The 12,883-nt window shown below is 46.1% G+C and carries 7 protein-coding genes; 3 read left to right on the plus strand and 4 right to left on the minus strand.

From position 1 onward, the window contains the following. Positions 1–93 precede the first annotated feature (93 nt). A complete protein-coding gene (locus PN836_RS08740) occupies positions 94–867 on the minus strand; it encodes a DUF3450 domain-containing protein (RefSeq protein WP_395344850.1) in 774 nt (257 codons plus the stop codon). Between the two features lie 323 nt (positions 868–1,190). Between PN836_RS08740 and PN836_RS08745 the strand changes: the two genes are divergently transcribed. The 3 genes from PN836_RS08745 (at position 1,191) to PN836_RS08755 (ending at position 4,720) form a co-directional block, all read left to right on the plus strand. After that, positions 1,191–2,738 (plus strand): methyl-accepting chemotaxis protein, encoded by a 1,548-nt coding sequence (locus PN836_RS08745; protein ID WP_395344851.1) that lies wholly within the window; start codon positions 1,191–1,193, stop codon positions 2,736–2,738. A gap of 80 nt (positions 2,739–2,818) precedes the next feature. Then, entirely contained in the window at positions 2,819–3,457 is a 639-nt protein-coding gene (locus PN836_RS08750; protein WP_395344852.1) for a tRNA-uridine aminocarboxypropyltransferase, read from the plus strand. A gap of 30 nt (positions 3,458–3,487) precedes the next feature. Next, a complete protein-coding gene (locus PN836_RS08755) occupies positions 3,488–4,720 on the plus strand; it encodes a cellulase-like family protein (protein WP_395344853.1) in 1,233 nt (410 codons plus the stop codon). 61 nt (positions 4,721–4,781) lie between these two features. On the opposite strand, the gene PN836_RS08760 is transcribed toward PN836_RS08755, so the two are convergent. The 3 genes from PN836_RS08760 to PN836_RS08770 form a co-directional block, all read right to left on the minus strand. Further along, positions 4,782–7,538: a TonB-dependent receptor domain-containing protein gene (locus PN836_RS08760; RefSeq protein ID WP_395344854.1), complete on the minus strand. Its 2,757-nt coding sequence runs from the start codon at positions 7,536–7,538 to the stop codon at positions 4,782–4,784. 42 nt (positions 7,539–7,580) lie between these two features. Continuing rightward, the gene (locus PN836_RS08765; protein ID WP_395344855.1) at positions 7,581–11,663 is read right to left on the minus strand and encodes a hypothetical protein; all 4,083 of its coding nucleotides are present in this window, start codon (positions 11,661–11,663) and stop codon (positions 7,581–7,583) included. Between the two features lie 133 nt (positions 11,664–11,796). Then, positions 11,797–12,825: a phosphate ABC transporter substrate-binding protein gene (locus tag PN836_RS08770; RefSeq protein WP_395344856.1), complete on the minus strand. Its 1,029-nt coding sequence runs from the start codon at positions 12,823–12,825 to the stop codon at positions 11,797–11,799. Positions 12,826–12,883: the final 58 nt, after the last annotated feature.

Consider the following 12,883-nt stretch of genomic DNA (forward strand, 5'->3'; position numbering starts at 1 on the left):
CGGTATAACAAAAATACTGACAAGCGCGCGCAAAAAAGGATGTTCTATGCATTTTCATTTGAAGTTTGTTCATGGCTTTAATCCTTTATCCCCTTAGTCTGTGATTGACACAGGCACCATCAACAAATCGGGTGCTAATTGTTTCTTGGCAATGCGTAAACCTTTGGTCACTTGCGTGCGATAGCTCGAATCAAGGGCTTCCCACTGGCGAGTTTGCTTGTTGTAGACGCCTTGTTGTGCTGCGTCACGCGTTTGATATAACAAAGCGGTGCGACCAATACGCAAAAACTCAACTTCGCGCTCCTCGCCATCAATGTTTTGCATGCCTGAGTAGGCTTCTATTGTGCGCCCGTAGTCCATTTCAACTTGAAAGGCCTCCATCACGCGGCGGAACTTCTCAGAAGGGGCTACATTTGCTCTGTCCATCATCGCTTTTAAGTCAGCAATGCGATCGCTTCGCTCTTGCGCTAAAAACGGAATGTCTAAGGCAACGAATTGCTCTAGCCCTGCAATCATGTTGATCATTAGCGGGGTAATTTGACGTTCAATCACACTGACTTCGTCAATGGCGCTATTTAAGTCGCTCATCTCTTGAATTTGGTTGTTGATTTGCTTACTTAACTGCCCGTTATAAACCTCCAGGCCTTCAATTTCTTTTATCAGCGTTTTGTATTGCTGAAGCTTGTCATCAATTTGCCCTGCAATGCCGTCAATGGTTTGCTGTGACTGTTGAGCTGAGGCATTGATATCAGTTGCGGTATCTTTGGCTTGATTAAGATATTCGTCTTCTTGCGCGAGAGCGGGATTGACTAAGGCACTGCTAATAATTACTGCACTCGCCAAAATGAGGGGATAAAGCACCTTCATACAAAGTCCTAATAAGATAATTGAGTTTACTGACAAGCAAACTACGCCTGCCCGAAATTTAAGATGCGAGGATAGGGATTATCTGTGACAGTTTTATTACAAACCCGACTTCCAAGAAGGTCTTCATAAATCTGTCATATTTGGCCGAAAATGAGGGTGTTTCACAGAGGCTTTGTTTGTAATGGTTCTCTGCAGGCTCTTACCTAAAGTAAAACGATGTAATCACACAATTTTGTTCGAGAAAAGTTGCTAAAGCTTTGATGCGGCTTTGTCGATATCTGTTGGAATATAGGTAGACCTTGCCTCTCAACTAAGGAAATATAATGAAAATAAAAGTCAAATTGATAGCAGCGTTATCTAGTTTAAGTGTAATCATTCTGTTTATGGGGGTTGGCGCAGTCAGCAGCGTAAAACTATTGGAAACGCAAGATAAGATATTTTCTAACTTGCTCAAAGCCGATTCAGAGCTCTATCAAGCCAGACTTGCTCAAGCTGACTTTATGCTGTTGCGGGACGATTCGTTCGTCGAGATTGCTGAATCAACGCTTGCTTTGTCAAAACAGCATCTTCGCGAAGTTGAGTTATTGCTCGAAGGCAAAGAAAATCAGATAAAAGTGATTAAAATTGAAGACGCGCTCAAAGCTTATGAGGCGTCTTTTGCTCAACTAGTGAGTTTATGGACAAGTGATAACGAACAAGCTCAGCTTGTTGCAAAAGAGATGCTGGAACAGGCACAACATACATCTAATTTATCTGAAAAATTGTTGATTGAAGAGCAAGTTATTGTAGATGACTTGCGTGCATCTATCGCGACAATCTCTATCGTTGCGATGGTAATTGCCCTTGGACTAAGCGGCTTCTTAGCGTTTTGGTTAACAAACGCAATTACCTCTTCCATTCAAACGTCCAGCGCAATCGTAAGAGACCTAAAAGAAGGTAAGCTTGCAAGTAATGTCATCGTAAGCGGTAATGACGAGTTAGCAACCTTGAGCCGTGAGCTACTGGATTCAATGAGCACCATCAGCCGCACTATAAGCAAAGTGCAAACGGCGATGACTAACTTGTCGCAAACCAGTAAAACTGTCGAGCAACTTGTCTCAGAATCGCAGGAGTCAATCCATGCGCAAGAAACTGAAACCGACGGTTTGGCGGCAGCAATTGAAGAGATGACCGCCAGTAGCATTCAAATTACACAAAATGCCGCGAGCGCTCAGCAAAGCAGTAGCGAAGCTGAAACGCAGGTTAAAAACGGCACTAAAATCATCAATGAAGCGAAAACGTCAATGCAAACATTAGCGGGTAAGCTAAGCGATGCAATGGAAGTGGTCAACAAACTTGACGAGGACAGTAAAGGCATCGCCGACATTGTTTCCGTCATTCAAGGCATTGCCGAACAAACCAACTTATTAGCACTCAATGCAGCCATTGAAGCTGCCCGCGCAGGCGAGCAAGGAAGGGGATTTGCAGTGGTCGCTGATGAAGTAAGACAGCTCGCCCAGCGCACGCAAGAATCGACCGCTCGCATTACAGATATTGTGAGCATGGTGCAATTAGGTGCATCAAACGTGGTGGGTGTGATTGATGAGTCGAATCAAAAATCTATTGATGTGGTATCGTTAACCGATTCTGCTGCACAGGCCTACGAAAAGATAAACGAAGCCATTGACCAAGTGGCACAGCTGAATGTGCAGGTGAAAACCGGCGCCGAAGAGCAAACAACAACATGTGAACACATCACCGTCAACGTCACGAGCATTAAAGACAGAGCAGGTGAAAACACGGTGGCACAGAACAGTATTAAGCATCAGGCGCATAATCAGGTCGTTGAATCTGCGGAGTGTCTAGAGGAAGTTTCATTTTTCAGAACATAAGTACACGCTAGTTCAATTTAATGCTCCTCACTAGGGCGTGTTGCGCTAAACTAGCGTAAACTTCTGATGTAGATGTAAACATGCCAAAAGCGGGTCGAGCTTATTGTCCAAGATGCCAATACCCACTGCGAACATGTGTTTGCAGTGGGATTGCACCCGTTTCGACGACTATGAATGTTCGTATCCTTCAAGACCCAAAAGAAAACGAACATGCAAAAAACACAGCGCGTCTGCTGCAGTTACTTGTAGCGAATTGCTCAATTTCAGTAGGTGAGTTCCCGATTGATTTTGACTCTGTCATAGCCGAACTTCATAATTTGGGCCCTCGCTATCAAGACAAAGTGTTGGTGCTCTTTCCATCGGAAAATGCCGTATCATTGCGTGAGGTATGTCAAAGCAGTGCAGACCTTTCCTATGTAATTGTGTTAGATGGCACATGGCGAAAAGCAAAGCGACTGTGGCTTAACAATCCTTGGCTACATAACTTGCAAAGCGTGGCGCTATCCGAAGAAGATAGCGGTGTTTTTTATGATGTGGACTACCATATTCGTAAAAAACCTTTTGCGCATAGCCTAAGTACGCTTATGGCAACCGCGATAACGCTCAATGCACTAGATGGTGTCAGTACAACGCCATTTTCAAACGCACTTAATGCTTTGCAATCCCATTGGCCCTGCAAAAGCCGTTCACAACAGTCTATTTCCGTGCTAACAATATAATGACGACACATTTTTATTGAGGATACTGCTTTGGATAGACGCGATTTTGTGAAAAGCTCAGCTATGTTCGGTTCATCTCTCATTATACCGAGCGCTTATACAAAAGACCTATCAAAAGCGCATAGCTCACCGTCTGTAAAACCGCTCGCGATTACCATGTGGGATTTCTCATGGTTAGAAAGGCGCTGGCCCGGGGCTGGATATGAGGATTGGGATAGAGCACTGAGTGAGCTTGTAGAGCGAGGCTATAACGCGATTCGTATTGATGTCTATCCTCACCTTATTGCTACCAACCCAACAAAAGAGTGGATCCTAAAACCCGTATGGTCAGTTCAACATTGGGGCGCGCCAGGCGCAGTGAAAGTGCAAGTGCAACCTGCGCTTAATCAGTTTCTTGAGAAATGTGCAAAGTATAAAGTAAAAGTAGCCATATCGACGTGGTATCGAGAAGATACCGACAACGTGCGCATGAATATAAAAACCCCTCAAATAATGGCACAACAGTGGATTGAGACCGTAAAGTCGATTGAAGATGCTGGATTACTCGATACTGTATTCTGTGTGGACTTATGTAACGAATGGCCGGGGGATTCATGGGCGCCGTTTTTCACCAACGACCCGCCAGAACAAACTTGGGGAGTATGGTATACCGACGTATCTATGAAATGGATGCAAGATGCGATAACGGTCGTTCGAGAGGCTTATCCCAGTCTGCCTGTGAGCTTCTCATTCGACTTTAGAAATCACGAGAAAGTGGTCGAGAAAGACCTGTCATTCGTTGATTTTGCAGACCCGCATATATGGATGGCGCAATATAATCGAGGCGAGTTTTATAAACAGATTGGCTACAACTATGACCGCTTTAATGAAGATAGCTACAACAACATGGCGCAGAACGCCAGGCGCATGTATTTAGAAAAAAAGGACTATTGGGATGCCGGTTTGCGCTCAATGATTCAAGATGCCGCTCAGGTTGCCCAATCTAAGCAGTTGCCTCTGATAACAACCGAATGCTGGGGGCCTGTTGATTACAAAGACTGGCCCATGCTTGAGTGGGACTGGGTAAAAGAGCTTTGCTCCATTGGGACGATTGAAGCCTCGAAAAGCGCGCAATGGCTTGCCATTGCCACAAGCAACTTTTGCGGTCCGCAGTTCAAAGGAATGTGGCGCGACATTCAGTGGCACCAGACTCATACTGACATCATAAAAACCGGCAAGATAAATCCTGACTTTAAAGACAAATTGATACACCAGCGTTTGTAATATCAATTTGTCTATACACCTACGCGATAATACACATGGAAGGCGCTTATTATCTCAATCACTAAAACTCCCAAGAGTAACCAAGGCTAAACGAAATACCCTCTTCCTCAAACAGCAGATTTAAGCCCTCTTGAGTGATTTGCTTATCTTGATTTAAGATGTTTTTCACGCTGATTTTCAGCGAAGACTTAAAGTTGGGGAAATAAGTGTAAATCAAATCTAGGGAGTGAAAGGTCTCTTCTTCCGCGTCTTGGTTACCACGCGTGCCTGGCACAATAATGCGTGGGCCAAAGGCGTTGTACACCAACGTAGCTGTGTGCTCGCCGTTGTCTGAATCATAACCAAGTTGCAGATTTGCTACCCATTCAGAGTGCCCCACCAAACGGCGAGTATTGTTAGTTACGATGTTTGATGCACTGGTGGCATCCAAAGCATCAAGAAGCTGCTCTTCAAATAATGAAATTTCATCATCATCCACTGCGCCAAGGGTCACTTCAGAGTCAGACAGTGTTAAGTTTCCGCTCATGTAAAAGTTAGCAAGCTTATCGCTAATGAAGTTTAGGTCTTGTAGAAACTCCATTTCTACCCCGTACAGCTCGCCCGATTCGCCGTTAGCAGTCAGCAAATTAGGCGCGGCTCCGCCTACTGTACCAAGCTCAACAAGCTCAATCGGGGTTTCAATATCTTTATAAAAAAGCGCGACCGATACGTTATTGCCATCTGCCTTATACCATTCCCAGCGAAAGTCGATATTGTCTAACTTTGAGCTTTGCAACAGCGGCGAGCCACGTACTAAAAACTCAGTGAGTGGGTCGATAAAAAAGGTGGTACTGATATCACGCAAGTCTGGACGAATCGCAGTTTGGCTAATGTTAAGCCTAAACTGCATCTGGGCATCCATTAAATACGTTAGGGCAAGTGATGGGAAAAAGTCGTCTTCCTGAAAGGCGATTTCCTCTATCTCTTCTCCCTCTATGGAAAACGTATTTGCATGTGCCGTAAACGGCACTGATATTTGCCTGAAGTCTTCATAACGAACACCGCCGCTGATGCGCCATGTGTTGTCGATGAAGGCATCCGCCATCATGTAAAAGGCATCAATTTTGGTGCCTGCAGCAAACTTATCTCCATCTGCCACACCTGATTCTAAGATCCCTGCGCCGCTTGCGCTTTGATAAAACTCTGCGCTAAGCAGGTTTTCAGGGGAGAATATTTCATTAATGCGATCGCCAAATGTGGCCGCATCGGCAATCGCTCTATGAGGAACATCGATGGATAAATTGTCTGCCGTTCGGGCTTTACTAAAAAAGTCTGCTCCAGCTTTAAATTCAAATTCCAAACCGGATGCGAATATAGGATAGCCAAAGTTCCAGCCGCCAGAATCAGAGACATCTCTTAGTGTTTGGAAGTCACGCTGAACAGCGGTTGCCGATACATCCTGAAGTTGCTGGCTTTCAAACACGCCGTTGTCAAAATTAAGTTGATACACCAAGTCTAAACTGCCAGGCTGTTGGCGGCGGGCGCGACTTGTACCATAGTACCAATCAAAGTAAGTATTAGCGAGTTTAGGGAAATTGTGCGTCCCCTTAATTTGATTTGAATTCATGCGACGCTCTTCAAAGAGCATATCAACACGCGTGAATTCAGTGTCGCCAAACACGGTCTCATTCACATCCACAAAATCACGCACGCGCACTCTGTCTCGCATGTCATGCAAAAGCACGTTGGTAATTTCAATTCGATTGTTTGAATCGTATTCATATCCCACATTGAACATGGCACTCCAGTTCACCTGCTGTTCGGTGGCAATACCTTCGAAACTTTGTGCAAAACACTTACCGTCATTTACATCTTCTTCTGGCAAATCAGCACAGCCGACTGTACCTAAGTTGGTGCCGTTAAACTGATCTTCTACCTTCCATGAGTTGTCATAGGAGAGAGTCGATAAGAAGCCAATTTGACTTTCGTCGCCGATATCATAGATATTACCAAGCGTTGCGCCGATCCCAAAGTCTGGGTCCAATGATTTCTGCTCAGGACCAATATCCCAGTACATTGAGTTTAAGAGCTGCTGGCGCTGCACTAGGTTAAGCGGAAAGTTTGCACCACCTTCAATACCGTCATCTGATTGGGCTTCTTCAAGATTATTGTAAATGATCGCGGGAAGACCGCGCGTGCCATCATCTCTGCCTGACCAATCTTGACCACCACCACTATAGAACTGACCATCTTCAGAGTTATTCGTGTTGCTTCCAATACTGCCTGAAACTCTAAAAACGAAATCGTTTGGTATCGTTTTGGTGCGCACGTTCACGTTACCGCCCCCAAAATGCGCGGGCATATCAGGTGAAAACGACTTTTGCACGCTCAAACTTTCAATGATGTCAGCGGGAAATAAATCCAGAGGTACAACCGAGCGAGTAGGATCCGGACTTGGTACGCCCATTCCATTGAGTTGGGTGCTGGAGTAACGCTCGCCCAGCCCGCGCACATAAATGAATTTGCCGTCGACAAGCGTTAAGCCCGTCACACGCCGAAGCGCTCCAGCGGCATCTGAATCACCGGTTCTTGATATTTGATCTGCACCTAAAATATCAGCAACAAAAGCTTGATTTTGACGCTCTTGCAACACCGCTGCCGCACTGCCTTTTAAGCGAGTACCGGTAGTCACTACTTCTTCAATAGCATCATCTTCATCGCTTTGTGCAAAGCTTGTTAGCGAGGTAGTGCTTAGCATAAGACTAAGCAGCACCGCTTGGCATACCGCGGACCTTGATGATACTGACCGCGGTAAGACATTAATTGAACTAAGACCCATGTAAAATAAGCTCCTCGGGATGATAATTCCTAATACGACTGCTTAATTGTCGAGCCCTACTGTGACCCAGCCTTGCGTCCAATCATTGCTTGCGTTCATTGCACCAATGTAGTCCACGCTATCAAAGAAACTGTCAACGGCTGATGGATCCGCTCCTCCATTCAACAAAACGGAGTCGCTTAATGGTTGATAACCATTAGCAGCTAAACCAAGCGCATCGTTGGCTAAGGTTCTGTTGGTATCATCTTGTGTGAAAAAGTTTGAGCTAAAGTCGCTATCGAAATTATTATCACCACAGGCAACAATGGAGTTTGCCATGAATAAACTGCCGGCACTCGCATTCGCCTGTGCTTCATCGCCATTTACGCGTAGACAGTTTTCATAACCGTTTGCTCCGGTTACTACAAAGTTCCAAAGAGAACCCGCTGTACCTGCTCTCAAACGAACACCATTGGCACCCACATCTCCAATTACTGTTACATTTGCAATGCTAGGATTGGTTAAGGGCGTCGCGGCAGCGTCAAACTCACTATTGTCTGCTTCAAAAGCATTGTCGCCTGAATCATCTTGTTTGATCAGCACAAACTGCGCTTTACCCGTCCAGCCAAATGACCAGTCAAAAGAGTCATCGCCAATTGCAGTTAATACAACGTGTTTAACGTTCACCGAGCCACCAAAGAATTCGATACCGTCATCTAAGTTTTGATGAACATGAATGTAGTCAACTGAGGTGCCTGATCCTACTCCTGCGAAGGAAATACCATTTAACTCGTCGCCATTACCCAGCGTTCGACCGGCGTGTTTAACCACAAGGTAGTTAAGTGTGCCTGAATCATCGTTAGGCATATTACCACCAAATTGCCCTGCGTCACCTTCTGCGCTAATACCGCAGTTGTTTAACTCAACTTCGGTAGTCTCACCTACTTGATCTCCGCATGAGTTGGCAGGTGCTCGACCCAACAGTACTAAACCACCCCATTGTCCTTGTGCGGTTTCCTGCCCAGTAAAATCTTGCACAGAAGTCATTACAATAGGCGCGTCAGCTCTTCCCAATGCTTCAATTTTTGACCCTCGGCGAGCGACGAGAAAGTCTTCACCCTCTTGCCCGATGATCGTGGTTCCCGCCTCAATGTATAAAACTGCTGAATCGGTATTGTCTCCTCCCACTGCTGTGCGGCCACTGATGACCCAATGTGCATCATTGGTAAGGGTTACGTCATTCACAAAGGTTGTATCTAGGTTTAGTTGATATACGGGTTTGTCGTTGACAGATGCAAAGCTTGTAGAGACATCCGTTGCAAGTCCCTGTTCAAATGCGTTTTGAATGTTATCTGGGAATCCACCGCTTAAACCAAAGGCCCAGCCTGCGGTCCAGTCGTTTTGCCCGTCAAAGGCGCCAATGTAGTCTGTAGCAATAAAATAGCTATCGTCTTGAGACAAGTCTGCCCCTGCACCTAGCAACGGTGAGCTTGCTTGTGGCGTTCTGCCATCTGCTGCAAGGTTAAGCTCGTCACTAGAGTCAAACACTTGGTTACTTGATTCTGAGGTAAAAATACCTTGGGTAAAATCGTCTCCAAATTGTGCGTCCGGTGAACATGCCACAATACTGTTGGTGATACTTAGACTACCCGCTGTTGCGTTTGCCTGCGCTTCATCGCCGTTGATTCGCAAACAATTTGCGTAACCCACAGGTCCGGTGATAACAAAGTTTTTCAAGCTACCTGCCGTTCCTGCTCGTAGTCTGACTCCGTTGGTATCAGTTGCACCTAGAATGGTAACATTGGCTACAGTCGGATTGGTCAGCGGTGTTGCTGAAGCGTCAAATTCACTGTTGTCTGATTCAAATGCGTTGTCTCCATCCGAATCGCCCTGAACGATGTACACAAATTGTGCCTTACCCGTCCAACCGAATGACCAATCAAAGGAATCATCACCAATTTCTGTGAGAACCACGTGGCGAACATTCACCGTGCCGCCAAAGAACTCGATGCCGTCGTCAAGATTTTGATGAACTTGAATGTAGTTAACATTGGTTTGTGAACCAACACCGGCAAAGGAAATACCGTTGAGTTCATCGCCATTACCTAGCGTTCTGCCTGCATGTTTTACAATAACGTAATTGAGAGTGCCTGAGTTATCTTCTGGATTAGAACCGCCGAACTGACCCGCATCTCCTTCCGCGCTTACGCCGCAGTTAGCTAACTCCTCTGCAGTAGTCTCGCCCACTTGGTCACCACATGAATTAGCCGGCGCGTTTCCAAGCAATACTAGGCCGCCCCATTGACCAATCCCGGTTTCTTGTCCTGTCACGTCCTGAATTGAAGTCATTGTGATAGGCGATGTTGCAGTACCAAGTGCTTCGATACGAGACCCTCGCCTCGCGACGAGAAAGTCTTCGCCTTCCTCACCAATCACGGTAGTGCCATTTTCAATAAATAGCACGGCACTGTCTTCGTTATCACCGCCAACAGCAGTTCGGCCCGATAATATCCAATGTGCATCATTGGTAAAGGTCACATCTTCGATAAACGTAGTATCGGCATCTAAGCGATAAACAGGCTTATCAGTTATTTGCGTAAACTCAGAGGATACATCGCTTGCAAGGCCTTGTTCAAAAGCATTTTGGACATCTGCAGGGAAGCCACCGTTAACGCCTACCGTCCACCCCTCCATCCAGTTGATTTGACCATCGAATGCGCCGATGTATCTTGCGTCATCAAAACTGCTGCGGATATCACGGGGGTTAGTGCCAGAATTCAACAGTAACGAGCCGCTGATAGGAGTGTAGCCATCTGCATCCAGACCCAGCGCACTTTGAGTGAGCACCTGATTGCCAGCTTGACCTAAAAACCACGACTGAGTATCGCCACCGCCAATCGCTTGATCATTGAAGTTGTCCGCTGGGTCTTCACAAGCGATGATTGAACCGGTCATTGTAAGCTCACCATTCGCTGCATTGGCGGCAGACTCATCGCCGTTGACGCGCAAACAATTATCATAACCGGTTGGCCCGGTAACCAATAAGTTGGTTAAATTCCCCGCTGTGCCAGCACGCAGGCGTACACCGTTGGTGTCATCGGCACCGACAATCGTCACATTGGAAATGGCTGGTTTGGTAAGCGGTAAGGCAGAGGCATCAAACTCACTATTATCAGCTTCAATTGCATTATCACCGTCGCCCGCGCTTTGCTGTATGTAGACATATTGGGCTTGACCCGTCCAACCAAAAGACCAGTCTAAACTATCGTCACCAATATCTGTCAGCACGACATATTTTACATTAACTGTGCCACCGAAAAATTCTACGCCATCGTCTAAATTTTGGTGAACTTGGATGTATTCAACCGTAGTGCCTGAACCTACACCGGCAAAAGAAATTCCGTTGAGTTCATCACCGTTGCCTAAAGTTCGTCCAGCGTGCTTAACCAAAACGTATCGTAAAACACCTGAGTCATCATCTGATATAGTGCCACCGAACTGGCCAGCGTCACCTTCTGCGCTAATACCACAGTTTTCAAGCTCTTCTGCGGTAGTATCACCCACTTGGTCACCACAGGAATTTGCTGGTGCGCGACCTAGCAGCACTAAACCGCCCCATTGGCCAATTCCCGTTTCTTGACCGGTAATGTCCTGTACCGAAGTAAATACAATCGGTGCTGCAGACGTGCCATCCGCCTCAATTTGTGAACCTCTGCGAACGACCAGGAAATCTTCACCTTCTTCACCAAATATGGTGGTGCCTTCCTGAATAAAAAGCGTCGCAGAGTTTTCGTTGTCTCCACCTACGGCTGTTCGACCGTCAAGCACCCAGTGCGCATCGTTAGTCAAGCTTACATCTTCGACAAAAGTGGTGTTTTCGGAGAGTCGGTAGACAGGTTTATCCGTAATTTCAGGAAATTGAGCTGACACGTCTGTCGCCAAGCCTTGCTCCAAAGCGGAGGTCGGTCCCGTCGGTGTAGTTGGAGGCGTTGTTGGAGGTGTAGTAGGGGGAGTTGTAGGAGGCGGATTGTTGATTACCGTGCTGTTATCCACGTCACCTTCTGAAATATTTATATCCCCACCACATGCAGCCAATAAAACCGCTGCAGCCAATGTCGAGGACTTAAACAATCCCTTCACTTTCATTCTAGTTCTCCGAATATATAAATGTTGTTATACAAAACGCGAACGAGATTAACGCAGGAAAGTGACAGATTTGTTACATCTGAACAATGTCACAAAAGTTTAATAATGAATAAATTATTGATTTAATTGAATTTTAATTTTTTCTAATTACGCGGCGTTGACGCTCAAGGAGCCGGCCTGAGACGGAATAATAGTTGCTGTCTGACACAATTTTTTGCCCTTCATCTGAAAGCACAAAATTTAAGAACGTACGCTCAAGATTTGGCAATGATTCGCCAGGCGGCTTGTTCACCACTACGTATAAATAACGCGTAAACGGGTACTTGTTATTACGAATATTGTCATCGTTAGGCTCATAGAATGTCATGTCGTTTTGACTGATGGCAAGCGCCTTTACTTCTGTGTTGCCGTGCCCAAGTGCTGCATAGCCAATGCCGCCAACACTCGATGCCACCGACTGCACAACCGACGACGAGCTAGGCATTTCATTTACCGCCATGTCGTAGTCACCATCGCACAGTGCCAAACCTTTAAATAAGTCATAGGTGCCTGAAGCAGAGTTTCTTCCGAAGACTTGAATCTTTCGATTATCACCAAACTTGTCGATGCCAAGTTGACGCCATCGGTCTATTCGCGCTGGCGCACCGCAAAATCGTGTCATTGAAAATATCGCATCCACTTGCTGAACGCTTAGACGGCTGAGCGGGTTGTTTTTTTCAACATAAATTGCCATCGCATCAATAGCTACAATGAGCACTGTAGGCGGATATCCATATCGTTGTGTGAAAGCTTGAATTTCGCTTGGCGTTAATTCGCGAGACATGGGTCCTATACTGGCCGTGCCTTGGGTCAAGGCTTGTGATGCTGTGGCAGACCCTGAGGCCTGAATTTGAAATTTGACATGCGGATAAAAACGCTGGAAGCGTTCTGCCCACAAGGAAACTAAGTTGGCTAGAGTATCTGAGCCAATTGAAGTGATATTGCCGTACACGCCTGGCGTGGCGCGATACTCATCATCAAATTGCTCATCGCTTGAGATATGTGCGGCCGTTGTTGGTAAAACTAATGGCGGCACATTTGGTGTCTGCGCGCTGACCTTATAAAGCAGGCTTTGAAACAAGCTTAAAGAGAATATGGCGAATATGGTGCTGACTTTATTCATCCGCTTGTGCGCCTCGCGCAGCCGCACGCTTTGCAATGCAAAGCCCAGTAATTAACCC

This window comes from Ningiella algicola (assembly GCF_028401415.2).
GTDB lineage: Bacteria > Pseudomonadota > Gammaproteobacteria > Enterobacterales > Alteromonadaceae > Glaciecola.

Coding starts and splice junctions, on each gene's coding strand:
- PN836_RS08750 (WP_395344852.1), top strand. CDS start 2,819: ATGCCAAAAGCGGGTCGAGCTTATTGTCCAAGATGCCAATACCCACTG.
- PN836_RS08745 (WP_395344851.1), top strand. CDS start 1,191: ATGAAAATAAAAGTCAAATTGATAGCAGCGTTATCTAGTTTAAGTGTA.
- PN836_RS08770 (WP_395344856.1), bottom strand. CDS start 12,825: ATGAATAAAGTCAGCACCATATTCGCCATATTCTCTTTAAGCTTGTTT.
- PN836_RS08760 (WP_395344854.1), bottom strand. CDS start 7,538: ATGGGTCTTAGTTCAATTAATGTCTTACCGCGGTCAGTATCATCAAGG.
- PN836_RS08765 (WP_395344855.1), bottom strand. CDS start 11,663: ATGAAAGTGAAGGGATTGTTTAAGTCCTCGACATTGGCTGCAGCGGTT.
- PN836_RS08740 (WP_395344850.1), bottom strand. CDS start 867: ATGAAGGTGCTTTATCCCCTCATTTTGGCGAGTGCAGTAATTATTAGC.